This is a genomic window from Streptomyces sp. O3, assembly GCF_054788135.1.
The window spans coordinates 17,930-44,125 of the sequence record NZ_JBTVYK010000060.1 but is presented as its reverse complement, the minus strand read 5'-3'; the positions used below and the strand labels follow the sequence as shown (position 1 = coordinate 44,125).

At 71.1% G+C, this 26,196-nt stretch carries 16 protein-coding genes and 2 pseudogenes; 11 read left to right on the top strand and 7 right to left on the bottom strand.

The features are described 5' to 3' along the window. Nucleotides 1-92 precede the first annotated feature (92 nt). The 5 genes and pseudogenes from ACX6XY_RS25310 to ACX6XY_RS25290 all read right to left on the bottom strand — a co-directional run bounded on the left by ACX6XY_RS25310 (nt 93) and on the right by ACX6XY_RS25290 (nt 5,569). Nucleotides 93-1,403 (bottom strand): DUF58 domain-containing protein, encoded by a 1,311-nt coding sequence (locus tag ACX6XY_RS25310; protein WP_460335183.1) that lies wholly within the window; start codon nt 1,401-1,403, stop codon nt 93-95. A gap of 11 nt (nt 1,404-1,414) precedes the next feature. Then, nucleotides 1,415-2,398, bottom strand: coding sequence for an AAA family ATPase (locus tag ACX6XY_RS25305; protein WP_460335180.1), 984 nt, complete (start codon nt 2,396-2,398; stop codon nt 1,415-1,417). Next, a pseudogene (locus tag ACX6XY_RS25300) lies at nt 2,395-3,580 on the bottom strand (DUF4350 domain-containing protein). Before ACX6XY_RS25300 ends, ACX6XY_RS25305 begins: the two are co-directional and overlap by 4 nt. Then, nucleotides 3,577-4,269, bottom strand: a complete 693-nt coding sequence (locus ACX6XY_RS25295) for a DUF4129 domain-containing protein (RefSeq protein WP_460335177.1) — start codon at nt 4,267-4,269, stop codon at nt 3,577-3,579. The pseudogene ACX6XY_RS25300 and the gene ACX6XY_RS25295 overlap by 4 nt, the downstream one beginning before the upstream one ends. Nucleotides 4,270-4,273: 4 nt before the next feature. After that, nucleotides 4,274-5,569: a DUF7544 domain-containing protein gene (locus ACX6XY_RS25290; protein WP_460335174.1), complete on the bottom strand. Its 1,296-nt coding sequence runs from the start codon at nt 5,567-5,569 to the stop codon at nt 4,274-4,276. Between the two features lie 140 nt (nt 5,570-5,709). On the opposite strand from ACX6XY_RS25290, the gene mtnA reads away from it, so the two are divergent. The 7 genes and pseudogenes from mtnA to ACX6XY_RS25255 all read left to right on the top strand — a co-directional run bounded on the left by mtnA (nt 5,710) and on the right by ACX6XY_RS25255 (nt 14,268). Then, on the top strand, nt 5,710-6,864 hold the full coding sequence (mtnA, locus tag ACX6XY_RS25285; RefSeq protein WP_460335171.1) for an S-methyl-5-thioribose-1-phosphate isomerase: 1,155 nt from the start codon (nt 5,710-5,712) through the stop codon (nt 6,862-6,864). Nucleotides 6,865-6,868: 4 nt separating this feature from the next. Then, nucleotides 6,869-7,558 carry a two-component system response regulator MtrA gene (gene mtrA, locus ACX6XY_RS25280; protein WP_015659998.1) on the top strand — a complete coding sequence of 230 codons (690 nt, stop codon included), beginning with the start codon at nt 6,869-6,871 and terminating at the stop codon, nt 7,556-7,558. Between the two features lies 1 nt (nt 7,559). Then, a pseudogene (mtrB, locus tag ACX6XY_RS25275) lies at nt 7,560-9,627 on the top strand (MtrAB system histidine kinase MtrB). A 91-nt stretch (nt 9,628-9,718) separates the two neighbouring features. After that, on the top strand, nt 9,719-11,470 hold the full coding sequence (locus ACX6XY_RS25270; protein WP_460335166.1) for an LpqB family beta-propeller domain-containing protein: 1,752 nt from the start codon (nt 9,719-9,721) through the stop codon (nt 11,468-11,470). Between the two features lie 79 nt (nt 11,471-11,549). Continuing rightward, nucleotides 11,550-12,293, top strand: coding sequence for a ComF family protein (locus ACX6XY_RS25265; protein WP_460335163.1), 744 nt, complete (start codon nt 11,550-11,552; stop codon nt 12,291-12,293). A gap of 324 nt (nt 12,294-12,617) precedes the next feature. After that, on the top strand, nt 12,618-13,316 hold the full coding sequence (gene hpf / locus ACX6XY_RS25260; protein ID WP_460335186.1) for a ribosome hibernation-promoting factor, HPF/YfiA family: 699 nt from the start codon (nt 12,618-12,620) through the stop codon (nt 13,314-13,316). Nucleotides 13,317-13,521: 205 nt separating this feature from the next. Beyond that, complete coding sequence (locus tag ACX6XY_RS25255; RefSeq protein ID WP_460335160.1) at nt 13,522-14,268, top strand: response regulator; 747 nt, start codon at nt 13,522-13,524, stop codon at nt 14,266-14,268. On the opposite strand, the gene ACX6XY_RS25250 is transcribed toward ACX6XY_RS25255, so the two are convergent. Next, nucleotides 14,261-15,463 (bottom strand): winged helix-turn-helix domain-containing protein, encoded by a 1,203-nt coding sequence (locus ACX6XY_RS25250; RefSeq protein ID WP_460335157.1) that lies wholly within the window; start codon nt 15,461-15,463, stop codon nt 14,261-14,263. The genes ACX6XY_RS25255 and ACX6XY_RS25250 overlap by 8 nt on opposite strands. A 273-nt stretch (nt 15,464-15,736) precedes the next feature. Here ACX6XY_RS25250 and secA point away from each other — a divergent pair, with 273 nt between their 5' ends. After that, the gene (gene secA, locus ACX6XY_RS25245; RefSeq protein ID WP_460335154.1) at nt 15,737-18,562 is read left to right on the top strand and encodes a preprotein translocase subunit SecA; all 2,826 of its coding nucleotides are present in this window, start codon (nt 15,737-15,739) and stop codon (nt 18,560-18,562) included. 166 nt (nt 18,563-18,728) lie between these two features. Here the strand turns inward: secA and ACX6XY_RS25240 are convergent, their stop codons facing one another. Next, entirely contained in the window at nt 18,729-19,187 is a 459-nt protein-coding gene (locus tag ACX6XY_RS25240) for an Rv3235 family protein (RefSeq protein WP_460335151.1), read from the bottom strand. A gap of 345 nt (nt 19,188-19,532) precedes the next feature. Between ACX6XY_RS25240 and ACX6XY_RS25235 the strand changes: the two genes are divergently transcribed. From ACX6XY_RS25235 to ACX6XY_RS25225, 3 genes are all read left to right on the top strand, one after another. Next, nucleotides 19,533-20,039, top strand: coding sequence for a DUF6912 family protein (locus ACX6XY_RS25235; RefSeq protein WP_460335149.1), 507 nt, complete (start codon nt 19,533-19,535; stop codon nt 20,037-20,039). A gap of 47 nt (nt 20,040-20,086) precedes the next feature. Further along, nucleotides 20,087-20,749, top strand: a complete 663-nt coding sequence (locus ACX6XY_RS25230) for an HAD family hydrolase (protein ID WP_460335146.1) — start codon at nt 20,087-20,089, stop codon at nt 20,747-20,749. A gap of 354 nt (nt 20,750-21,103) precedes the next feature. Beyond that, a complete protein-coding gene (locus ACX6XY_RS25225; protein WP_460335143.1) occupies nt 21,104-26,059 on the top strand; it encodes an NAD-glutamate dehydrogenase in 4,956 nt (1,651 codons plus the stop codon). The last annotated feature ends 137 nt before the right edge of the window (nt 26,060-26,196 follow it).

The window sequence follows — 26,196 nt, the reverse complement described above, 5'->3', positions numbered from 1 at the left end:
GGGAGAGTAGGACGCCGCCGAACTCATTGTAGAGAAAGCCCCTGTACCGGGTCCCGGTACAGGGGCTTTCTGCGTTTTCTCATGCCTTTCTTTCAGAGGCGACCGGTGGCCTTGAGCGCTAGGTAAGCATCGGCCAGCGCCGGGGCCAGGTTCTCGGGGAGTGCGTCGACGACGGTGGCGCCGCGACGGATGAGTTGCTCGGCTGTACGGTGCCGTTCCGTCTGAGCCTGGGCGGCCGCGGCCGCTTCGTAGACTGCCTCGGTCGTTCTGCGGGCAGCCGCCATGCGTTCGACCTCCGGGTCGGCTACCGAGGCGACGAGCACGGTATGGCGCTTGGTGAGTCGAGGGAGTATCGGGAGGAGACCCTCTTCGACCGGGGCCGTGTCGAGACTGGTGAGGAGAACAACCAGCGACTGGCGCGGGGCCGCATGCAGGGCGCTGGCCGCCAGCCCTCGGGAGTCTGTCTCAACGAGCTCAGGCTCCAGAGTGGCTAGCGCATCGACGAGCGAAGGCAGTACATCACCCGCCGTACGTCCTTTGACGAGGGCACGGATGCGACGGTCGTAGGCCAGCAGGTCCACGCGGTCGCCCGCTCGTGAGGCGAGCGCGGCGAGCAGGAGCGCGGCATCCATAGAGGCGTCGAGACGTGGTGTATCGCCGACGCGTCCGGCCGAAGTGCGGCCGGTGTCGAGCACGATCAGGATGTGGCGGTCGCGCTCCGGACGCCAGGTACGTACGGCGACTGTCGACTGCCGGGCTGTGGCACGCCAGTCGATGGAACGGGTGTCATCGCCGGGAACGTAGTCGCGGAGGCTGTCGAACTCGGTGCCCTCGCCACGGGTCAGCACGCTGGTGCGGCCGTCGAACTCCCGTAGCCGGGCGAGCTTGGACGGCAGATGCTTGCGGCTGCGGAAGGGAGGCAGGACGCGCACCGTCCAGGGCACTCTGTGGCTGCCCTGTCGGGAGATGAGGCCCAGAGGCCCGTAGGAGCGGATGGTGATGCGCTCGGCCTGGCGGTCGCCGCGTCGAGTGGGGTGCAGCCGGGTGGTGATGCGGCGTCGTTCGCCGGACGGGACCGTTACCCGGTGCCGCGATGCGGTCGTCTCGGTGCCTGCGGTCCAGCTGCTCGGCGGCCAGGCGTCGCGGAGCAGGGCGCGCAACGGACGGCGGGACGGGTTGGTGATGGTGAGGCCGACATCTGCGGTGTCACCAAGTCGAACGGATGTATCACCAAAACGGGTGAACCGTAGTGCTTTGACTGGCGCGGCGAGGGCGTAGTCGCACATCATTGCGAGTGCGAGGGGAGTGTTGACGGCAAGGATCCCGGTCAAGCTGGGTTCCAGAATGCCTACGGGGAGTGTGCCGACAGCCGCGAGCAGAGCGGCGCGTCCGGTGAGTGCCATGGGTCCTCGGATCAGCGGGGTACGGGGACGTTGGCGAGGATCGCGTTGATGACGGAGTCGGCGGTGACACCCTCTATCTCGGCCTCGGGACGGAGCTGGACACGATGCCGCAGGGCGGGCAGCGCCAGGGCTTTGACATCGTCGGGGATGACGTAGTCGCGGCCGGTGAGCCAGGCCCAGGCGCGGGCTGTGGCGAGCAGCGCGGTGGCACCACGGGGCGAGACGCCGAGCGTGAGAGAGGGGGATTCGCGGGTGGCACGGCAGATATCGACGACATAGCCGGTGATCTCGGGGGAGACGGAGGTCTTGGCGACAGCGGTGCGAGCGGCTTCGAGGTCGGCCGGGCCGGCGACGGGGCGCACCCCGGCAGCCTGGAGGTCGCGCGGGTTGAAGCCTTCGGCATGGCGGGTCAGGACGGAGATCTCGTCCTGACGAGAGGGAAGGGGGACATGCAGTTTGAGGAGGAAGCGGTCGAGCTGGGCTTCGGGAAGAGGGTAAGTGCCCTCGTACTCGACGGGGTTCTGGGTCGCGGCCACGAGGAAGGGCTCGGGAAGCGGGCGAGGAGTGCCGTCGACGGTGACCTGTCGCTCCTCCATCGCTTCGAGGAGGGAGGACTGGGTCTTGGGCGGGGTGCGGTTGATCTCGTCGGCGAGCAGCAAGTTGGTGAAGACCGGGCCGGGCTGGAAGGAGAACTCGGCGGTGCGGGCATCGTAGATGAGCGACCCTGTCACGTCGCTCGGCATCAGGTCGGGAGTGAACTGGACGCGCTTGGTGTCGAGTTCCAGGGCCATTGACAGGGCGCGGACCAGCAGTGTCTTGGCGACGCCGGGGACACCCTCCAGCAGGACGTGGCCACGGCAGAGCAGAGCTACTACCAGTCCGGTGACGGCGGGATCCTGGCCGACCACGGCCTTTGCGATCTCGGAGCGCAGGGCTTCCAGGGAGGAGCGGGCGTCGTCCGCGGTCCCGGCGGTGTCTGCGATCGGGGCGCTCATGAGGTGCGTACCTCTCTTTCGAGGGCGTCGAGTTGGTCGGCCAGGGTGATGAGGGCGGCGTCATCGGATGGCGGCTGCCCGAAGAGGACGGCGTGCGGGTCCGCGTCGGTGCCGGAGAGCTGGGTCGCGAGGGCGGGCAGCAGGGCTTCCGGCAGATGAGCTTGGGCAGGCGGCGCCGAGGAGGGGAGCGAGACGGGTGCGGGTCGCCGAGCGGAGCGCGGCGGCCGCGCGGTCGCGGGCGTCGGCTTGGCGGTAAAGGCGGGCCCTGCCTTCCACGGCCTCGGACGCGCGAACGGCGACGGGGAGACGTTCGGGCACCAGAGGGCCGAGGCGGCGGGCGCGCCAGACCGCGGCGAGCGCGGCGGCGATGGTGAGCTGCAGGGTTCCCCAGTACCAGCCGGATGGGATCAGGTCGAAGAAGGTGCGGCCGCCGCCGTCGGTGGCCGCGGTGTCGCCAGGTGAGGGGAGGTACCAGACCAGATGTGGGCGGGAACCGAGGAGTTGGAGCGCGAGCGAGGCATTTCCCTGCTCGTCCAGACTGGTGTTGTAGAGGATGTCCGGGGCGCCGATGAGTACCGTGTCGCCGTCGCCGGTGGCCGGGATGCGCAGCAGCGTGGGCTGGCCTTCGCTGAGGTAGCAGGCGTCGGCGTCAGGGGCGGGCGAGCGGTAGGCGAAGCCGCCGCCGGTGGTGGCTTCGCCCGCCCGGAGAGCCTCGGGCAGTTGGCAGCTGGGGCGCAGTGTGGAGGCGGAGCGCGCGGTGTCGGCCTGTACGCCGGGAGCGAGCTTGCCGACGGAGGCCGGACCTGGGGCGACCAGGATGGTGCGGCCGCCCGATGCTCGCGCCGCCGTGTGCAGGACGGACTGCTGGCGGTCGCTGAGCAGGTCGGGCGTGGTCACCAGGAGGGTGGTGCTGGGTCCGGCCGCGGCCCTGGCCGCGTCGGCCGTGGTCACTACTCGGGTGGTGACGCCGTGGTCGGCGAGGAGTTCGGACACGGCACGGCTGCCGTACGGGTCGGCGGAGCGCGGGTCGAGGCGGCCGCGCTGCTCGCCGGAACGTACGACGGCGATGGCGATCCCCGCGACGAGCAGGATCAGGAGGGCCAGCAGCAGGCCGCGTGCGCGCGTCCACACCTGGCGAGGGGTACGGGAGAGGGAGGTGGAGGAGGGCGCGGCCGCGGTCATTCGGTGGCCCCCTGGGCCGGGGTGAGGACGGGCCGGGTGCGCTCGATGTCGCTGTCGAGCGCTGTCAGACGGCGGTACGTCTGTTCGTCAGCGGTACGGCCGCCGTATGTGACGGCGTCGAACGCCTGGGCGGCCGCACGCAGCTGGTCCGCGTGGGTGGGCAGGGTCAGCCCGGCCTCGGTGGCGGCCTCGTCGGCGGTGCGGCCGGGGCAGGGGTCGAGCAGGGCGCGCTCTTCCAGGGACCGGACGACGGCGCGCACGCGGGCCTGCACCGCCTGGCTCCAGCGGTGCGCGGTGGCGTGCGCTTCTGCGGCCGCGCGGTGCTGGGCGGCGCTGCGCGGGTGGTCGTCGAAGAGGGCGGAGCCGGAGGTGGCGGGGGTGCGTCGCGGTGTGCCGAGCCGCCACCGCAGGGCCGCGAGGAGCAGCGCGATCAGCAGTACGATGGCGAGCAGGCCGAGCCCGCCCCCTGGGGTGGACCTGGCCGCGGCGTCGAAGAGGTCGCCGACCCAGTCCCAGAAGCGGTCCAGGGCGCGCTGGAAGAGGCTCGGGTCGTTCTCGTGGTACATCGGCCTGGACAGCTCGTCCTCGGCGGCCTCGCGGGCTGGCACACGCGGAACCGTCACCGGTGGCTCATCACCGGTGAGCGGCAGCTCAGGGGCCGTCCGGTGGATCTCCCCGGCCACGATCACCGCATCAGCTCCCCGCCGCGGTTCCGGGGCTGGGTCCGTAGCCTTCGGCACCGGCGGCGCGGGCCAGCTCAAGGTCGAGCGCTTCGCGGCGGATGCGCAGGTCGATGTAGAGGAGGACGGTGACGCCCGCGGTGATCGGGAAGGTGAGCGTGGACCCGATCACGGACCCGATCCCGGTGATGATCAGGAACGTCCAGCCGACACCGCTCAGGTCGCTGGCGAGGAAGCCGCCGACGCTGTCGCCGCTGAGCAGGACGGCCAGGGTGGTGAACGGGATCAGGATGATCCCCACCACGACGTTGACGATGATCAGGGCGAGCAGCTGGATGCCGAAGACCCGCCACCACGAACCGCGGACCAGCTTGGCCGAGCGGCTCAGCGCCTTGCCCACGCTTTGCTTCTCCAGCATCAACGCCGGGGGAGACAGCGAGAAGCCGACCAGCAGCCAGACGGCGGCGACGAGCCCGGCCAGCCCGCCGAAGACGGCGAGGAGCACACCGGCTTCCATGGGGCCGCCGACGGCCACCAGCACGCCCGGCAGCGCGCCGACCGCGACGACCGCCGTCGCGAGCAGCGGGAGCAGGAAGGTCAGGCCGAGCAGGCGAGGCAGCTGGGGCCGGGCGTCCCGCCAGGCTTCGGCGGTGGTCACGGACCTGCCGAGTACGGCGCGGCTGGTGACCATGGTGAGCAGCGCGGTCACGACGAAGCTGCCGAGCAGCGAGATCAGCAGGACGACGGTGGAGTCCAGCAGGCTGACGCCGAGGGCACCGGTCACCTCGTCGACCGTCGCGTCGGGGTCGTCGAGAGCGGCCGTGCTGCCGCTCTTACTGAGCACCAGGCCCTGGAGGAGGACGAGCAGGATCTGCATGGTGGCGGCCACGCCCAGCGAGATGCCCAGGACCGTACGCCAGTGCGCGCGCATGGTCGACACGGCACCGTCGAGGATCTCGCCGACGCCGAGCGGGCGCAGGGGGATCACTCCCGGTTTGGCCGCGGTCGGCCGTCCGCCCCAGCCGCCGCCCCAGCTGCCGTAGGGCTGGCCGGGAGGGGCGCCCGCGCCGCCCCAGCCGCCCGGCCCGCCCCAGTGCCCCGGTCCGCTTTGGCCAGGCCCCTGCGAGGGCGGAGGGGTGCCTGTTCCGGGAGGGCCGGGGGCGGTCCAGGAGGCGGCCGGAGGCTGCTCCTTGGACCACTTCGACGGCGCATCGCCGTCCTGGCCGGTGTGCCCGGTGGGGGGCGTGTCCTCGCCGGGTCCATCGGAGGGGGCGGATCCGGGCGAGGCCCAGCCCGGAGAGTCGTTCATCGTCGCTCCTTCACGGTGCCCGACCGCGCTTGCGGCGGCGGGTTGGGGGCCATCGTGTCACGGCCCGCCCTCCCGCGGACCAGGCGCTGCATGGGCTGCGCACCTTCAATTGTCCGCCGGGCAGAGGGCAGACTGAGCGGATGGCTGATCAGTACGCACAATCCCTCGACGCCGGTGGAGCGCGGAAGATCGCTTCCATCCGCTGGGCCGAGCCACCAGAGGAGCCTGCACTGGTCCTCCTCGACCAGCGGAAGCTTCCCGCCGAGGAAGTCGAGCTGGTGTGCGCGGATCCGCCCGCGCTGGTACGGGCGATCCAGACGCTCGCCGTGCGGGGAGCGCCGCTGCTGGGCATCGCCGGAGCGTACGGCGTCGCGCTCGCCGCCCTAGGGGGCTTCGACGTGGACGAGGCCGCGCGGGCGCTGGCCACGGCCAGGCCGACCGCGGTGAACCTCGGGCACGGGGTGCGCAGGGCCCACACGGCGTACCGGGCGGCGGTCGCGGGCGGAGCGGATCCGGCGCAGGCGGCCGCCGCGGCCCTGGAGGAGGCCAAGGCGCTGCACCGGGAAGACGCCGAGGGGAGTCGGCGGATGGCACGGCACGGGCTGGCGCTGCTCGACGAACTGCTCCCTGGCGGCGGCCACCGGCTGCTCACGCACTGCAACACCGGGATGCTGGTGTCCGGCGGCGCGGGAACGGCGTTCGCGGTGGCGCTCGAGGCGCACCGGGCCGGGCGGCTGCGGCAGCTGTGGGTGGATGAGACGCGGCCGCTGTTCCAGGGGGCGCGGCTGACCGCGTACGAGGCCGCGCGCAGCGGGATGCCTCACACGCTGCTGGCGGACAACGCCGCCGGGTCGCTGTTCGCGGCGGGGCGGGTGGATGCTGTACTGATCGGCGCGGACCGGATCGCCGCGGATGGTTCGGTGGCCAACAAGGTGGGGAGTTATCCGCTCGCCGTGCTGGCCAGGTACCACCATGTGCCGTTCGTCGTGGTCGCTCCGGTGACGACGGTGGACCCGGACACGCCCGACGGTGCGGCGATCGAGGTCGAGCAGCGAGCCGGCCGGGAAGTGACGGAGCTCATGGTTCCGCGTCGTGTGGCGGGGGAAGCAGGGCCGGACGCGGCGGTGGGCGTTCCGGTGGCGCCGCTGGGTACGCAGGCGTACAACCCCGCGTTCGATGTGACACCGCCCGAGCTGGTGACGGCGATCGTCACCGAGGAGGGCGTTGTTTCGCCCGTGACAGCTGAGGCGCTTGCCGAGCTGTGTGCCAGGTCATGTCAGGTAACGATGAGCTAATGGGATGATGTCGTTTATGAAGGGACGAGTCCTTGTCGTCGACGACGACACCGCACTGGCCGAGATGCTCGGGATTGTGCTGCGTGGTGAGGGTTTTGAACCGTCGTTCGTAGCCGACGGCGACAAGGCGCTGGCTGCCTTTCGGGAGACCAAGCCGGATCTGGTGCTGCTGGATCTGATGCTGCCCGGCCGGGACGGCATCGAAGTGTGCCGCCTGATCAGGGCGGAGTCCGGTGTGCCGATTGTCATGCTGACCGCCAAGAGCGACACCGTGGATGTGGTGGTCGGGCTTGAGTCGGGTGCCGATGACTACATCGTCAAGCCGTTCAAGCCCAAGGAGCTGGTCGCCCGTATTCGTGCGCGGCTGCGCAGGTCGGAGGAGCCCGCGCCGGAGCAGCTGGCCATAGGTGACCTGGTCATCGATGTGGCCGGACATTCGGTGAAGCGGGATGGGCAGTCGATCGCGCTGACGCCGCTGGAGTTCGATCTGCTGGTCGCGCTGGCCCGTAAGCCGTGGCAGGTGTTCACCCGCGAAGTGCTGCTCGAACAGGTGTGGGGCTATCGGCACGCGGCTGACACCCGGCTGGTCAATGTGCACGTCCAGCGGCTGCGCTCGAAGGTCGAGAAGGACCCGGAGCGGCCCGAGATCGTGGTGACCGTCCGAGGCGTCGGTTACAAGGCCGGACCGAGCTGACGTGTCTCTGGACAGGTCCGCCGCGGCTCCTGAGGAGCGGGGAAAGCGTCCGGAGCGGGCGGTGCGCCCCGCCGGGCGTACCGCCAGGTTCGGGCGGCTTCTCGACGGCGGCCTGCGCTTTCAGGACGAGATGCAGGGCAGCCCGGTCCTGCGGCTCTTCACCCGCTGGGTGCGGCGTCCTTTGCTGCCCGTCATGCGTCTGTGGCGGCGGAACATCCAGTTGCGGGTGGTCGCGGGCACGCTGCTGATGTCACTCGGCGTGGTGCTGCTGCTCGGGTTCGTCGTGATCGGGCAGGTGCGCAACGGCCTGCTGGACGCCAAGGAGAAGGCCTCCCAGATCCAGGCCCAGGGCGGCTTCACGGTGGCCAGAGAGAAGGCCAAGACCGACCGACCCGGTGGCGGCGGGCGGCAGGACGGCGCGTCGTCGGACGGCGGCGCCGCGCGGGCGAACCCGACCGTGTGGCTGTCCGACCTCGTCGAGCAGCTCTCCAGCGGTGGGCAGAGCGCGTTCCACGTGGTGGCGCTGAGCTCCGGCGGCGACGGCGCGGTGGGAAGCAGGCGGGCGCCGCGCTCGTCGGGGCCGCCGTTCCCGACCGAGCAGAGTGTGCCGGAGGAACTGCGTGAGCGGGTCGACCTGAGCCGCAGCTCGTACAAGCGATTCTCCAAGATCGTCTACAGCGATCAGCCGGCGGAGGCCGGGCTGGTCATCGGCACCCGGCTGCGGGATGTCAACGGCGACTGGTACCAGCTGTACTACGTCTTCCCGCTGACGCAGGAAGAGGAGTCGCTCAGGCTGGTCAAGGGGACGCTGGCCACCGCGGGCCTGTTCGTGGTGGTGCTGCTCGGCGCGATCGCGTGGCTGGTCGTACGGCAGGTCGTCACGCCGGTGCGGATGGCGGCCGGGATCGCCGAGCGGCTGTCCGCCGGGCGCCTCCAGGAACGTATGAAGGTCACCGGCGAGGACGACATCGCACGGCTCGGCGAGGCCTTCAACAAGATGGCGCAGAACCTCCAGCTCAAGATCCAGCAGTTGGAGAACCTCTCCAGGATGCAGCGCCGGTTCGTCTCGGACGTGTCGCACGAGCTGCGTACGCCGCTTACCACTGTGCGGATGGCGGCCGACGTCATCCACGAGGCGCGCGTCGACTTCGACCCGGTGACCGCGCGCTCCGCCGAACTGCTCGCCGATCAGCTGGACCGGTTCGAGTCGCTGCTCGCCGATCTGCTGGAGATCAGCCGCTTCGACGCGGGCGCGGCCGCTCTGGAGGCCGACGCGATAGACCTGCGCGAGGTCGTCGGCCGGGTGGTCGGCGGCGCGGCCCCGCTGGCCGAGCGCAAGGGCAGCCGTATCCGGATCGTCGGAGATCAGCAGCCGGTGGTCGCGGAGGCGGACGCCCGCCGTGTGGAGCGGGTGCTGCGCAATCTGGTCGTCAACGCCGTGGAGCACGGCGACGGCAAGGACGTGGTGGTGCATCTCGCGTCGGCGGGCGGCGCCGTGGCGGTCGCGGTGCGCGACTACGGTGTGGGGCTCAAGCCAGGCGAGGCGACGCGGGTGTTCAACCGCTTCTGGCGGGCCGACCCGGCACGCGCGCGTACCACCGGAGGCACCGGCCTCGGGCTCTCGATCGCCTTGGAGGACGGCTCGGCTGCACGGCGGCTGGCTGCAGGCGTGGGGCGAGCCGGGCGGCGGCTCGCAGTTCCGGCTGACCCTGCCGCGTACCGCGGACGAGCCGCTGCGCGGCTCGCCGATACCGCTGGAACCCGAGGACTCACGCCGTAACCGCGGGCTGGCCGACGCCGGACTCCCGCTCGGCGGCGTGAGCAAGAGCGCCACGGTGCCCGCACAGGCCTCGCAGGAGCGGCTGCCGCCGCCCGGACCGACCAGGACGCCGGTCCCGTCGCTGGCCGCGGCACCGCCGTCGGCCGACCCCACGGCGCTGCCCGGCAGCGGTGCGCGCGTCGTCCCGCGCCCCGCACCGACCGGCGGCCCGGCCGCGGACAGCGGTGGCTTGGACGGTGACAGTGACAGGGACACGGGTACCGAAGGGGAGCATGACGGTGGGCGTTGACCGGGGTCGGTCCGGGTGGCTTCGATCGCGCCCGCTGCGTACGAGTGCGGTGCTCGGCTGCGGTGGACTGCTGCTGGCCGGGTGCGCGTCGATGCCCGACTCGGGAGGCGGGGGCCCCGTGGAGGCGTCGCCGAAGCAGCCTCAGGTGCGGGTGTTCGCCAAGCCGCCACGCGACGACGCCGGTCCCGCGGAGATCGTCAACGGCTTCCTGGAGGCGCTGACCAGCGACGACCCGGAGTACTCGATAGCGCGCAAGTATCTGACCAAGAGGGCGGACGAGGCCTGGGAGTACGACAAGTCCACCACGGTGCTCGCCGACGGGCCGACGGCGGACACCGAGCGGACCAGCCGGGACAGCGACGGCGAGGGGTACACGTACGCGCTGACCGGTACGCGGGTCGCCACGGTGAACGAGCAGCACGCGTACCAGCCGCAGGAGGGGACGTACGCCGAGACCGTGCACCTGATCCGGCAGGGCGGCGAGAACGGCAAGTGGCGCATCGACCGGCTGCCGGCCGGGGTGGTGCTCGGCGAGTCGGACTTCCTGCGGTCGCACCAGGCCGTCAACAAGTATTACTTCGCCGCGCGGTCCTCGTCGGACGGCGACGGAACCCAGGAGCCGCGGCTGGTCGCCGACCCGGTCTATGTGCGCCGGTGGTCGAACCCGGTGACCGAGACGGTCAAGTCGCTCCTCGCGGGGCCGACGCGCTGGCTCGATCCGGCGGTGGTGTCGCGGTTCCCCACCGGCACCCAGCTGAAGAAGGACGCCAAGCCGCTGGCGCCCGACGACAGGAACGTGCTGCGGGTCCCCCTGAACAAGCAGGCCGACCGGGTCGGCGGCAGCCAGTGCTCACGGATGGCCGCCCAGCTGTTCTTCACCCTGAAGGGCGTGATCTCCTCCGGCGTCGACCAGGTGGAACTGGTGAAGGAGGGGGGCGGCTCGCTGTGCCGCCTGACCGCGGACGCCGCCGACGCGCTCGCCCCGCACCGCACCGTGGACTCGCCCGGTTTCCAGTACTTCATCGACGGCGAGCACCGGCTGGTACGCCTGTCCAGGACTCGGGAGGACGCGCAGCCGGAGCCCGTGCCGGGGGCGCTGGGCAGCGGCGAGCAGAAGCTGCGCACGGCCGCCGTGTCACGCGACGAGGATCGCGCGGCCGGCGTGTCCGACGGCGGGCGGCTGCTCTTCGTCGGGCCGCTGCGGCCCGGCGGGGCGCTGGAGCAGACGAAGGTACGCAGCGTCGGCGACGGCGAGGCGGAGAACCGGCTGACGGCCCCCAGCTGGGACGGCCGGGGCGATCTGTGGGTGGCCGACCGCGACCCGGAGAACCCGCGCCTGCTGTGGCTGCGCAAGGGTGAGGGCGACTCCGTAGAGGTGAAGGTCGCCGGTCTCGACGGGGGCCGGATCACGTCGGTCCGGGTCTCGGCGGACGGCGTGCGGGTGGCGCTGCTGGTCGAGAAGGACGGCAGGACCACACTGCGGATCGGGCGGGTCGAGCGCGCGGGCACACCAGAGAAGCCCGAGGTGGCGGTCCGGGAACTGCGCGAGACCGCACCGCGGATGGAGGAGGTCACGGCCATGTCCTGGGCGGGCGGCAGCCGACTGGTCGTGGCGGGCAAGGAGTCCGGCGGGGTGCAGCTGCTGCGGTACGTCCTGAGCGACGGCTCGGTCTCGTCCGGATCGTCGCTGCCCGGTCTGACCGCGGTCACCGGGATCGCCGCCTCCGAGGACGACCGGCTGCCGCTGCTCGCCAGCTCCGAGGACGGCATCGTGCGGCTGCCGTCGGGGGCCAACTGGCGGACCGTGGTCAAGGACGGTTCGGCGCCGGTGTATCCGGGCTGACCCCTCCCGTGCCGGGACCTTGGCGGAGAGTTTTCCACAGGAGTGGCGAGGCGCCGCGTAGGTGGGCACAGTAGGACACATGCGGGGGTGGTGGCGGGACTTCGCCGACCTGGTACTGCCGGCCGACTGCGCGGGCTGCGGCAGGCCGCGCACGGCGCTGTGCGCGACCTGCCGCGCGGCCCTGTGCGGCGGGGTGCCGCGGCGGGCGCGGCCGGTGCCCGAGCCGCCCGGCCTCCCCGTGGTGCACGCCGCCGCCCGCTACGAGGACGCGGCGCGGGCCGTGCTGCTCGCGCACAAGGAGCGGGGCGCGCTGGGGCTCGCGGAGGTACTGGGCGCGGCGCTGGCCGGGGCGGTGCGCGCCGGGCTGCGGGCAGACGAGCCCGACCGGCCGCTCGTCGTGGTGCCCATGCCGTCGGCACGGCGTGCCGTGGCCGCGCGGGGCCACGATCCCACGCGGCGCATCGCGCTGGCGGCGGCGCGGGAGCTGCGGCGCGCGGGCCTGCCGGCCCGGATGCTCCCGGCGCTGCGGCAACGGCGCCCGGTGGCCGATCAGTCGGGGCTGAGCGCGCGGCAGCGCTGGGCGAATCTCACCGGCGCGCTGGAGGTGGTGTCCGGTGCCGGGCCGCTGCTCGCCGGGCGTCGGATCGTCCTGGTGGACGACTTGATGACGACGGGCGCTTCGCTCAGTGAAGGCGCACGGGCATTGCGTGCCACAGGCGGGGAAGAACTCCGGGGACTCGGCCGGGGACTCGGCGGAATGAGTCGGGCGTACGCCGCTGTGGTGGCAGCATCGCCGGATGCTTTCAAAATAAACCGGAACTGACCAGGAACCTGCATCGTTGCTGGTAGTGAGGGTGTCGAAGCGCCCGAATGGAGGTGGGACGCGGTAGAGGGTGACGACATCCGGCAGGGCGAGATATGTTCAGTTGGGAGGAATGGCGGACGCTGTCCCTCGCATATCGGAATGCCGCGCGCAGCATGTGTGCGGATTTTCCGCAATCACCCGAGCCGGTGGGGTGGAGATCTTGTTCGCGGGGGAGGAGGAGGTGGAAGTCACCGAGTCCGAAGGCTCCGGGCCATCCGGAGTCTGGTGCAAGAGGGAGATGCTCCGCCCGTGAAGCGGAGCGATCCGGGAACGGAGTTCTGCGTGGACATCGTCGTCAAGGGCCACAAGACAGAGGTGCCCGAGCGGTTCCGCAAGCACGTGGCCGAGAAGCTGAACCTGGACAAGATCCAGAAGCTCGATGGCAAGGTGATCAGCCTCGACGTCGAGGTGTCCAAGGAGCCGAACCCGCGCCAGGCCGACCGTTCCGACCGGGTGGAGATCACGCTCCGCTCGCGTGGTCCGGTGATCCGCGCGGAAGCCTCGGCCAGTGACCCGTACGCGGCACTCGACCTGGCCCAGGAGAAGCTGGAGGCGCGGCTGCGCAAGCAGCACAGCAAGCGCGCCACCCGACGCGGCACGGGCCGGCTCACGGCCGCCGAGGTCCCCGACCGTATCCCCGGCGTGGCGTACCTCAACGGGAACGGCGCGCTGGGCGGTGACGAGGAAACCGAGGGAGTCCCGGTCAAGAAGATCGGCTCTCTCGAAGTCCAGGGCGAGGGACCGCTCGTGGTGCGCGAGAAGACCCATGTCGCGGCCCCCATGTCGCTCGATCAGGCGCTCTACGAGATGGAACTGGTCGGGCACGACTTCTATCTGTTCGTCGACTCCGAGACCAAGGAACCCAGCGTCGTCTATCGGCGCCACGCCTACGACTACGGCGTTCTCCACCTGACCACGGACCCCATGGTGGTGGCCGAGACGGCGGAGTCCACCGGGCCCGGCGGCGCCCTCGGCGGCTGACGCCGTTCCCCGAGAGCACGCTCTGAGAGCCGTGCACGGTGCCCCTGGAGCGCTTCCCGCGCCCCCAGGGGCACCCCCGTGCCACCGCCGCGCGCCGTGGTGTCATCCGGGCATGGAATCATGGCTTCGCAGGCCAACCCGCTTGCTCTCGCCGTGGGTTGGCGCGGCAGTCGACCACAGGCCACGGCCTTCAGGGGGAGGAACGATGGCGGACAGCTTCGGACCGCTGCGTGACGAGGACGCCGACGAGGGCCTCGTCGGCGTCGGCGCGGACGCGCGCGCCGCCCGCGAGGAACCCATCAGGGTCCTCGTGGTGGACGATCACGCGCTCTTCCGCCGGGGCCTGGAGATCGTCCTGGCGCAGGAAGAGGACATCCAGGTCGTCGGGGAGGCGGGCGACGGCGCGGAGGCCGTCGACAAGGCCGCCGACCTGCTGCCCGACATCGTGCTGATGGATGTGCGGATGCCGAAGCGGGGCGGGATCGAGGCCTGCACCTCCATCAAGGAGGTAGCCCCCAGCGCCAAGATCATCATGTTGACGATCAGCGACGAGGAGGCCGACCTCTACGACGCGATCAAGGCGGGCGCCACCGGGTATCTCCTGAAGGAGATCTCCACGGACGAGGTGGCCACCGCGATCCGGGCGGTGGCCGACGGGCAGTCGCAGATCAGCCCCTCCATGGCGTCCAAGCTGCTGACCGAGTTCAAGTCCATGATCCAGCGGACGGACGAGCGTCGCCTGGTGCCGGCGCCCCGGCTGACCGACCGGGAGATCGAAGTGCTCAAACTCGTCGCCACCGGGATGAACAACCGGGACATCGCCAAGGAGCTGTACATCTCCGAGAACACCGTGAAGAACCACGTGCGCAACATCCTGGAGAAGCTGCAGCTGCACTCCAGGATGGAGGCCGTGGTCTACGCGATGCGGGAGAAGATCCTCGAGATCAGGTGAGAGCCGCCGCGCAGGCCGCCGCGAGCGGCGCGTGCAGCTCCGGCGGGGTGACCCGCTCGACCCGCACACCGGTGCAGCCGACCCAGCTCGCCGCCTCCGCCAGTGCCGTGGCCATCGGCTCCACCGCCTTCGGGGTGTCCAGCGCGGCGTGCCGGGCCACCAGCGTGCCGCCCTCGCGGGCCGGGTCGACCCGGCCGAGCAGCCGTCCCCCGGACAGCAGCGGCATCGCGAAGTAGCCGTACACCCGCTTGGGCTTCGGCACATAGGCCTCCAGGCGATGGGTGAAGCCGAAGATCCGCTCGGTGCGGGCCCGCTCCCAGATCAGCGAGTCGAAGGGCGAGAGCAGCGTCGTACGGTGGCGGCCGCGCGGCGGCGTCGACAGGGCGGCGGGGTCGGCCCAGGCCGGTTTGGACCAGCCCTCGACGGTCACCGGCACCAGGCCGGAGTCCGCCACCACCGCGTCGAACTGTTCGGCCTTGAGCCGGTGGTAGTCCGCGATGTCCGCACGGGTCCCCACTCCGAGCGACTGCCCGGCGAGCCGGACCAGACGGCGCAGACACTCCGTGTCGTCCAGGTCGTCGTGCAGCACATCACCGGGGATGGCGCGCTCGGCCAGGTCGTACACCCGCTTCCAGCCGCGCCGCTCCGTGCACACCACCTCGCCGTACATCAGCGCGCGCTCGACGGCGACCTTGGAGCCCGACCAGTCCCACCACTCGCCGCCGTTCTTCGCGCCGCCCAGCTCGGTGGCCGTGAGCGGCCCCTCGGCCCGCAGCTGCTTGATCACCTGGTCGTACGTGCCGTCCGGCAGGGGGTGGTGCCACTGCGGGCGGGTGCGGTAGGCGCGGCGGCGGAACGCGAAGTGCGGCCACTCCTCGACGGGCAGGATGCAGGCCGCGTGCGACCAGTACTCGAAGGCGTGGGGCCGGGGCGCGGACGCGCCGGCGGACGCCGTCCCCCAGTACGCCCGCTCCACGGTCGTGCGGCCCACGGCGCCCAGGCGTGCGTACGGGATCAGCTCGTGTGAGCGGGCGAGTACCGAGATGGTGTCGAGCTGTACGGCGCCCAGGTGGCGCAGCACGCCCCTGACACCCGCCCTGCGGTCGGGAGCGCCGAGGAACCCCTGGGCGCGCAGGGCGATCCGACGGGCGTCGTCGGAGGAGAGTTCGACTTCGGGAACGGGCGTGGTGGTCATGCCCGTACCGTAGGGCCCGGCACTGACAATCAGTCCGGCCGTCCGTGCTCCCCGGCCGCCGGAAGCCGGGGCCAGCAGCGGGACACGGGGCGCGGTTCCAGAGATTTTCGTGTCGGCGCGGGCACCTCGCGGGACATCGGATCGTTCTCCCAGAAGGTGGTAGGCGGCCGACGCCGCGACGGCCCTCCCAGCCGGGGCGGGTCCTCGCATACGATGGCCGTTGCTCAGCAGAACTCGACCGCGTCAGCCCGACCGGCAAGGAGATCAACCCTCGTGTCCGTCTTCAACAAGCTCATGCGTGCAGGCGAAGGAAAGATCCTGCGCAAACTGCACCGCATCGCGGACCAGGTCGACTCCATCGAAGAGGACTTCACCCGCCTCTCCGACGCGGAGCTGCGCGCCCTCACCGACGAGTACAAGGAGCGGTACGCCGACGGCGAGAGCCTCGACGACCTGCTCCCCGAGGCCTTCGCCACCGTGCGCGAGGCCGCCAGGCGGGTGCTCGGCCAGCGTCACTACCGTGTGCAGATCATGGGCGGCGCCGCCCTGCATCTCGGCCATGTGGCCGAGATGAAGACCGGTGAGGGCAAGACCCTCGTCAGTACGCTGCCCGCGTACCTCAACGGTCTGTCGGGTGACGGCGTGCACGTCATCACGACCAACGACTACCTCGCCCAGCGCGACTCCGAGATGATGGGCCGGGTACACAAGTTCCTGGGCCTCGAGGTCGGCTGCATCGTCGCCCACATGACCCCGGCCCAGCGCCGCGAGCAGTACGCCTGCGACATCACCTACGGCACGAACAACGAGTTCGGCTTCGACTACCTGCGCGACAACATGGCGTGGTCCCAGGACGAGCTCGTCCAGCGCGGCCACAACTTCGCCGTCGTCGACGAGGCCGACTCCATCCTCATCGACGAGGCCCGTACGCCGCTGATCATCTCGGGCCCCGCCGACCAGGCCACCAAGTGGTATGGCGACTTCGCCAGGCTGGTCACCCGGCTGACCAAGGGCGAGCCGGGCAACCACCTCAAGGGCATCGAGGAGACCGGCGACTACGAGGTCGACGAGAAGAAGCGCACCGTCGCCATCCACGAGTCGGGCGTCGGCAAGGTCGAGGACTGGCTGGGCATCGACAACCTCTACGAGTCGGTGAACACCCCGCTGGTCGGCTACCTGAACAACGCCATCAAGGCCAAGGAACTGTTCAAGAAGGACAAGGACTACGTCGTCATCGACGGCGAAGTCATGATCGTCGACGAGCACACCGGCCGTATCCTCGCCGGCCGCCGCTACAACGAGGGCATGCACCAGGCGATCGAGGCGAAGGAAGGGGTGGACATCAAGGACGAGAACCAGACGCTCGCCACGATCACCCTGCAGAACTTCTTCCGCCTCTACACCAAGCTCTCCGGCATGACCGGTACGGCCATGACCGAGGCCGCCGAGTTCCAGCAGATCTACAAGCTCGGCGTCGTCCCGATCCCGACGAACCGGCCCATGGTACGGATGGACCAGTCGGACCTGATCTACCGCACCGAGAAGGCGAAGTTCGACGCGGTCGTCGACGACATCGCCGACAAGCACCAGCACGGCCAGCCGATCCTGGTCGGCACCACCTCGGTCGAGAAGTCCGAGTACCTCTCCCAGCAGCTCTCCAAGCGCGGTGTCCCGCACGAGGTGCTGAACGCCAAGCAGCACGACCGGGAGGCGACGATCGTCGCCCAGGCCGGCCGCAAGGGCGCCGTCACGGTCGCCACGAACATGGCCGGACGAGGCACGGACATCAAGCTGGGCGGCAACCCCGACGACCTCGCCGAGGCCGAGCTGCGCCAGCGCGGTCTCGACCCCGAGGAGCACCTCGAGGAGTGGGCGGAGGCGCTGCCCGCCGCCCTGGAGAAGGCCGAGGACGCCGTACGGGCCGAGCACGAGGAGGTCACCGAGCTGGGTGGTCTGTACGTGCTGGGCACTGAGCGGCACGAGTCGCGGCGTATCGACAACCAGCTGCGCGGCCGCAGCGGCCGTCAGGGCGACCCAGGCGAGTCCCGTTTCTACCTGTCGCTCGGCGACGACCTGATGCGCCTGTTCAAGGCGCAGATGGTCGAGCGGGTGATGGCGATGGCCAACGTCCCCGACGACGTGCCGATCGAGAACAAGATGGTGACGCGGGCGATCGCCTCGGCCCAGTCGCAGGTCGAGCAGCAGAACTTCGAGACGCGGAAGAACGTCCTGAAGTACGACGAGGTCCTCAACCGCCAGCGTGAGGTCATCTACGGCGAGCGGCGCCGCGTCCTCAAGGGCGAGGACCTGCACGAGCAGGTCCGGCACTTCATGGACGACACCATCGACGCGTACATCCAGGCGGAGTCCGCTGAGGGCTTCGCCGAGGAGTGGGACCTCGACCGGCTGTGGGGCGCCTTCAAGCAGCTCTACCCGGTGAAGGTCACCGTCGAGGAGCTTGAGGAGGAGGCCGGGGACCGCGCGGGGCTGACCGCCGAGTTCATCTCCGACTCCATCAAGGACGACATCCACGCGCAGTACGACGCGCGCGAGAAGCAGCTCGGCTCGGAGATCATGCGTGAGCTGGAGCGCCGGGTCGTGCTGTCGGTCCTGGACCGTAAGTGGCGCGAGCACCTCTACGAGATGGACTACCTCCAGGAGGGCATCGGCCTGCGGGCCATGGCCCAGAAGGACCCGCTGGTCGAGTACCAGCGCGAGGGCTACGACATGTTCATCGCCATGATGGACGGCATCAAGGAGGAGTCGGTCGGCTATCTGTTCAACCTGGAGGTCCAGGTCGAGCAGCAGGTCGAAGAGGTTCCGGTGGAGGCGGAGCAGAAGACCTCCCTGGACAAGGACGGCGGCGCGCAGGACGCGGTGCCCGCGGGCGCGCGTCCCGAGATCCGGGCGAAGGGCCTGGACGCCCCGCAGCGCCCCGACCGGCTGCACTTCTCGGCGCCGACGGTCGACGGTGAGGGCGGCGTCGTCGAAGGCGACTTCACCCAGGGGGGCGACGAGCCGGTGCGGTCGTCGGCGGACGGCATGACGCGCGCGGAGCGTCGTAAGGCACAGAAGGGCGGCCGTCGCCGTAAGAAGTAGTCAGCGGTTCCCTGGGCTCTTGCCGGGCTGAGGGATGTCCGCGGGGGCCGGGGGGGGGCGGGGGGGGCCGGGCCCCCCCCCGGGGGGGGGGGGGGGGGGGGGGGGGGTGGGGGGGGGGGGGGGGGGGGGGCGGGCGCCGCCCCCCGGCCGTGTGAGGCAGGGCTGGTCAGGACTCAGGTGTGTCCGGGTGATCCCTGCCGCCCAGCTCGACCGCGGTGCAGCGCCAGCGCAGGTCGGGGGCCTGCTCCAGGCGGAAGGCCATGGCATGCAGCTGGCCGCCGGCGCTGATGCGGGCGAAGACCTCGATCGCGCCCGAGCGGGGCACGTAATGACCCACGTCGCGTACGACGGCGCGGTGGCCGCTGGCCCGTAGCGGAGTGTGCTCGGCCAGCCGCGCGAGGTCGTCGTAGGCCTGTCCCACGGTGTGCCGCAGCATCCAGTGCACCGGGCGCTGGCCGCTGAGCACGGCCAGCAGGCGTTCGGTGAACACCGTGGGGAGGGGCGGGCGGCGGTGCTGGCGCAGGGGCGTCCGGGCGGGTCCGCCGCCGCTGGGTCGCCGTGCGTCGCCGCGGGTGGGCGGCCGGGTGGTGCCGGGCCGCTTGGTGCTGGTCATGACCTTGTTCATGGTGCGTCCCCGTGACTCTTCGCCGGGCCCGGAGGCGATTTCCTACCGGGCAGTAGCTTTCGGGTGTTCTTGTACGGGGGGCGAGTCCTGTCCGCAATGGGCGTCAGCCTGAGGCGGCCCGCGGCGGCAGATCACCTATCTGGGGGACGAGGCCCGTAGACAGCGGGTTCTGAGCCGGTCGGGCGGGACGGGATCGCGGAAGTGGGGCCTCGGGGCGTTCACCTCGAAGGGGGACCCCGGACGGACGTATCCTGTGGCCCTGATCGGGTTGGCGGCCGTGCCCGCGGTTGGCTGGGGCGGCGGCCGCGATCCAGGTTCTGACCTCTGGCGATGAAAGCGGCGGCTATGCGTGTCTACGTCCCCCTGACCCTCTCCGGTCTCGCAGCGGCGCACCAGGCGGGCGAGCTGGGCCCCGGACCGCTGACCGCGTACGCCGTGACGCCCTCGCTGCGTGAGTGGTACGTCACCGGGGACATCGAGGAGCTGGAGTACGCGGCGCTCAGCCGGGCCGCGGCCGGGTCGCTCCGGCTGATCGCCGGCGACCCCGCGGCGGCACGGCGCCGGGTCGTCGTCGCCGTGGACGTGCCGGACTCCGACGCGGCCGCCGACCCGGACCGCGGCCTCGATCCGGGGGCGCTCGGCGAGGTGCGGATCGCCGCCGCGGTGCCGCTGGCCAAGGCGGCCGCGGTGCATGTGGACGCGGACGAGGCCGAGGAGGATGTCACGGCGGCCGCCGCGGCGCTGGGGGCGGCGGACCAGGGCGACGACGACGCGCAGTTCACGGTGGACGGGGCGGAGGACCACGAGCTGCTGTGGTTCGCGACGCAGGAGATCCCGAATCTGATCGGCTGACGTCTCGCGCTCGGGGCTTGTCAGTGGGACCGGGTAGCGTTCTTGGCATGGGGAAGCACGGGACGCACATCGTCTGGGACTGGAACGGCACGCTGTTCCACGACATCGACGCGGTCATCACCGCGACGAACGCCTCGTTCGCGGAGGTCGGCATGGAGCCGATCACCCTCGAGCGGTACCGGGACCTGTACTGCGTTCCGGTGCCGCGCTTCTATGAGCGGCTCATCGGCCGGATGCCCACGGACGAGGAGTGGGCGGTGATGGACGAGGCGTTCCACCGGCACTACTGGGCGCACGCGGACGGCGCGGACCTGGCGGAGGGGGCGCGGGAGCTGCTCGCCGACTGGCAGTCGGCCGGGCTCACCCAGTCCATGTGCTCGCTCGCCCCGCATGACCGCCTGGTGCCGATCGTGCGCACGCACGGGATCGAGCAGCACTTCATACGGGTGGACGGCCGCGTCGGCGCGTCGCATGAGGGCAAGGCCGAGCACATGTCGCGGCATCTGGCCGCGCTGGACGGCGTGGATCCGGCCCGTGCGGTGGTGATCGGGGACGCGGTGGACGACGCGGTGGCCGCACGGCACGTGGGGGCCGCGGCGGTGCTCTACACGGGCGGGTCGCACAGCCGGGCCAGCCTCGCGCAGGCGGGGGTGCCGGTGGTGGACACCCTCGCCGAGGCGGTGGCGGAGGCGGAGCGGCTCGTGTCCTGACGCGGGGGGAAGCAGGCGCGGCGGCTGCCGTCTTTGGACGTAGTGTCAAAGTTTGAACGTTGTTTTTGTACGCAGATGGCTCATGACGCTCCCCCCAGGCGGGGCGATAGCCTGGACCCGTGATCAGTGCGATACGTCGCGGGGGCAGCGCAGCCCCCGGCCGCCCGTGCCCGGCACACCGCCGTGTCCGGGTGATCGCTGATCCCTGCCGCCTGGGCCGACTGTCCGAAGCGACGGTCTCCCCGGCCATCTCTCATCCCGGCACACCGCCGCATCCGACCGGGCATCCCGCGTCGCGGCGCTACGCCACCTACTTCTACGTCACGCAACGGCGCGCGACAGGAGCCAGAGGACATGCAGACCAAGCTGGACGAAGCCAAGGCCGAGCTGCTCGATCGGGCCGCCCGGGTTGCTGAGAACAGCCCGGTCGGGGGGCAACTTCCGACGGGGGCCAAAGACGGGGAGCGTCCGGACCAGGACACGATCCGTACGTACCTCCAGCGCTACTACCTGCACACCGCCCCCGAGGACCTGACCGACCGCGACCCGGTCGACGTCTTCGGCGCCGCGCTCTCGCACTACCGGCTGGCCGAGAACCGCCCGCAGGGCACGGCCAATGTGCGCGTCCACACCCCGACCGTGGAGGAGAACGGCTGGACCTGCAGCCACTCCGTCGTCGAGGTGGTCACCGACGACATGCCGTTCCTGGTCGACTCGGTCACCAACGAGCTGTCCCGGCAGGGCCGCGGCATCCATGTGGTGATCCACCCGCAGGTCTTCGTGCGCCGTGACGTCACCGGCAAGCTGATCGAGGTCCTGCCCGGCCAGACCGACGCCCACGACGCGCTGGTCGAGTCCTGGATCCATGTGGAGATCGACCGCGAGACCGACCGCGCCGACCTCAAGCAGATCACCGCCGATCTGCAGCGGGTGCTGTCCGACGTGCGCGAGGCCGTCGAGGACTGGGGCAAGATGCGCGAGGCCGCGCTGCGCATCGCCGACGACCTGGCCAGCGAGCCCACCGCCGACGACCTGCGCGACCGCGAGGTCGAGGAGGCCCGCGAGCTGCTGCGCTGGCTCGCCGACGACCACTTCACCTTCCTGGGCTACCGCGAGTATCACCTCAACGAGGACGACTCGCTCGGCGCCGTGCCCGGCACCGGTCTCGGCATCCTGCGCTCCGACCCGCAGCACAGCCGCGAGGACCCGCACGGCCACCCGGTCAGCCCGTCCTTCAACCGGCTGCCGGCCGACGCCCGCGCCAAGGCCCGCGAGCACAAGCTCCTGGTGCTCACCAAGGCGAACAGCCGGGCCACCGTGCACCGCCCCAGCTACCTCGACTACGTCGGCGTGAAGAAGTTCGACGCCAAGGGCAACGTGGTGGGTGAGCGGCGCTTCCTCGGGCTGTTCTCGTCGGCCGCGTACACCGAGTCGGTGCGCCGGGTGCCGGTCATCCGCCGTAAGGTCGCCGAGGTCCTGGAGCAGGCGGGCTTCTCGCCCAACAGCCACGACGGCCGCGACCTGCTGCAGATCCTCGAGACCTACCCGCGCGACGAGCTCTTCCAGACCCCGGTGGACGAGCTGCGCGCCACCGTGACCAGCGTCCTGTACCTCCAGGAGCGCCGCCGTCTGCGGCTGTACCTGCGCAAGGACGAGTACGGGCGCTACTACTCCGCCCTGATCTACCTGCCGCGCGACCGCTACACCACCGGCGTACGGCTGCGGCTGATCGACATCCTCAAGGAGGAGCTCGGCGGCACCAACGTCGACTTCACCGCCTGGAACACCGAGTCGATCCTCTCCCGGCTGCACTTCGTCGTCCGGGTCCCGCCGGGCACCGAGCTGCCCGCGCTCACCGCCGCCGACACCGAGCGCATCGAGGCCCGCCTGGTCGAGGCCTCCCGCTCCTGGGCCGACGGCTTCGGCGAGGCGCTCAACGCCGAGCTGGGCGAGGAGCGCGCTGCCGAGCTGCTGCGCCGGTACGCGGGCGCCATCCCCGAGGGCTACAAGGCCGACCACACCCCGCGCGGGGCCGTCGCCGACCTGGTCCACCTGGAGCAGCTCAGCGAGGGGGAGCGGGACTTCGCGCTGTCGCTGTACGAGCCGGTGGGCGCCGGACCCGGCGAGCGCCGCTTCAAGATCTACCGTCAGGGGACCCAGGTCTCGCTGTCGGCCGTGCTTCCGGTGCTGCAGCGGCTGGGCTGTGAGGTCGTCGACGAGCGTCCGTACGAGCTGCGGACCACCGACCGCGAACCCGCGTGGATCTACGACTTCGGGCTCCGCATGCCGGAGACGGACGGCGAGCACCTCGCGGGCGACGCCCGCGAGCGGTTCCAGGAGGCCTTCGCCGCCGTCTGGACGGGGCAGGCCGAGAACGACGGCTTCAACGCCCTGGTGCTGGGCGCCGGTCTCGGCTGGCGGCAGGCGATGGTGCTGCGGGCGTACGCCAAGTACCTGCGCCAGGCCGGGTCGACCTTCAGCCAGGCGTACATGGAGGAGACCCTCCGGACGAACGTCCACACCACCCGGCTGCTCGTGCACCTGTTCGAGGCCCGGATGTCGCCGGACCGGCAGCGTGCGGGCACCGAGCTGATCGACGGACTCCTCGAGGAGCTGGCGGGCGCGCTCGACGAGGTGGCCTCGCTGGACGAGGACCGCATCCTCCGGTCCTTCCTCACGGTCATCAAGGCCACCCTGCGGACCAACTTCTTCCAGAGCGTCAGCGAGGGAAGCGACAAGAGGGGGCAGGAGGGCGAGGGCGGCAGGCCGCACCCGTATGTGTCGATGAAGTTCGATCCGCAGGCCATCCCGGATCTGCCGGCGCCCCGGCCCGCGTTCGAGATCTGGGTGTACTCGCCGCGCGTCGAGGGCGTCCATCTGCGCTTCGGCAAGGTTGCGCGCGGCGGCCTGCGCTGGTCCGACCGCCGTGAGGACTTCCGTACCGAGATCCTCGGCCTGGTCAAGGCGCAGGAGGTCAAGAACACCGTCATCGTGCCGGTCGGCGCCAAGGGCGGCTTCGTCGCCAAGCAGCTGCCCGACCCGGCCAGGGACCGCGACGCCTGGCTGGACGAGGGCATCGCCAGCTACCGCACCTTCATCTCGGCGCTGCTCGACATCACCGACAACCTGGTGGCGGGCGAGGTCGTGCCGCCCGCCGACGTGGTGCGCCACGACGAGGACGACACCTACCTGGTGGTCGCCGCCGACAAGGGCACCGCGACGTTCTCGGACATCGCCAACGAGGTGGCGGGCGACTACAACTTCTGGCTGGGCGACGCCTTCGCCTCCGGCGGCTCCGCCGGCTACGACCACAAGGGCATGGGCATCACCGCCCGCGGCGCCTGGGAGTCCGTCAAGCGGCACTTCCGCGAGCTGGGCCACGACACCCAGACCCAGGACTTCACGGTGGTCGGCGTCGGCGACATGTCCGGGGACGTGTTCGGCAACGGCATGCTGCTCAGTGAGCACATCCGGCTGGTCGCCGCCTTCGACCACCGGCACATCTTCATCGACCCGAACCCGGACGCGGCGACCTCGTACGCCGAGCGCCGCCGCCTGTTCGAGCTGCCGCGCTCCAGCTGGGCCGACTACGACAAGGACCTGCTCTCCGCGGGCGGCGGCGTCTTCCCGCGCAGCGCCAAGTCGATCCCGCTCAACGGGCAGATCCGGGAAGCGCTCGGCATCGACTCCGCGGTCGCCAAGCTGACGCCCGCCGACCTGATGAAGGCCGTCCTCAAGGCGCCGGTCGACCTGCTGTGGAACGGCGGCATCGGGACGTACGTGAAGTCGGGCACCGAGTCCGACGCGGACGTCGGCGACAAGGCGAACGACGCCATCCGGGTCGACGGCCAGGACCTGCGGGTCAAGGTCGTCGGAGAGGGCGGCAACCTGGGCCTGACCCAGCTCGGCCGGATCGAGTTCGCGCGCGCGGGCGGCCGGGTGAACAACGACGCGATCGACAACAGCGCGGGCGTGGACACCTCCGACCACGAGGTGAACATCAAGATCCTGCTCAACGCGGTGGTGGCCGACGGCGACATGACGGTCAAGCAGCGCAACAAGCTGCTCGCCGAGATGACCGACGAGGTCGGCGCCCTGGTGCTGCGCAACAACTACGCGCAGAACACCGCGCTCGCCCTCGCCGGCGCCCAGTCCGCCAGCATGCTGCACGCCCAGCAGCGCTTCATGCGCCGCCTGGTGCGCGACGGCCACCTGGACCGGGCCCTGGAGTTCCTGCCCAGCGAGCGGCAGATCCGGGAGCGGCTGAACAACGGCCGCGGGCTGACCCAGCCGGAGACCGCGGTCCTGCTGGCGTACACGAAGATCACCGTCTCCGAGGAGCTGTTCGCCACCGGACTGCCGGACGACCCGTATCTGCAGCGCCTGCTGCACGCGTACTTCCCCACGCAGCTGCGCGAACGGTTCATCGACCAGATCGACGCGCACGCGCTGCGCCGCCAGATCGTCACCACGGTGCTGGTCAACGACACCGTGAACACCGGCGGCACGAGCTTCCTGCACCGGATGCGCGAGGAGACCGGCGCCTCACTCGAAGAGGTCGTACGGGCGCACACCGCGGCCCGCGAGATCTTCGGACTCGGCGAGGTGTGGGACGCGGTCGAGGCGTTGGACAACAGGGTCGCGGCCGATGTGCAGACCCGGATCAGGCTGCACTCGCGCCGCCTGGTGGAGCGCGGCACCCGCTGGCTGCTCAACAACCGGCCGCAGCCGCTGGACCTGGCCGAGACCATCGGCTTCTTCAGCGCGGGCGTCAGCCGGGTCTGGTCCGAGCTGCCGAAGCTGGTGCGGGGCGCCGACCTGGAGTGGTACCAGCAGATCCGGGACGAGCTGGCGGCCGCCGGGGTGCCGGACGAGCTGGCGCAGCGGGTCGCCGGGTTCTCGTCGGCCTTCCCGGCGCTGGACGTCGTGCTGATCGGCGAGCGGGTGGGCAGGGACCCGGTCGATGTCGCCGAGGTCTACTACGACCTGGCCGACCGGCTGCAGATCACCCAGCTGATGGACCGCATCAGCGCGCTGCCGCGGACCGACCGCTGGCAGTCGATGGCGCGCGCGGCGATCCGTGAGGACCTGTACGCGGCCCATGCGGCGCTCACCTCGGACGTGCTGGCGGCGGGCGACGGTTCGGCCACGCCGGAACAGCGCTTCAAGGCCTGGGAGGAGCGCAACGCCGCGATCCTGGGGCGCGCGAAGACGACGCTGGACGAGATCCGGGGCTCGGACGCGTTCGACCTGGCGAACCTGTCGGTGGCGATGCGGACCATGCGGACGCTGCTGCGTACGCACGGCTGACGCACGGGCTGACGTACGGCTGACGCGTGTCGGACGCGTGTCGGACGCGCGACGGCGGTGCTGACGAGCGCCCCGGTCGGTTCGCCGGCCGGGGCGTTTCGCGTCCGGGTGCATTTCACGGGAGCACCATCGGGCAA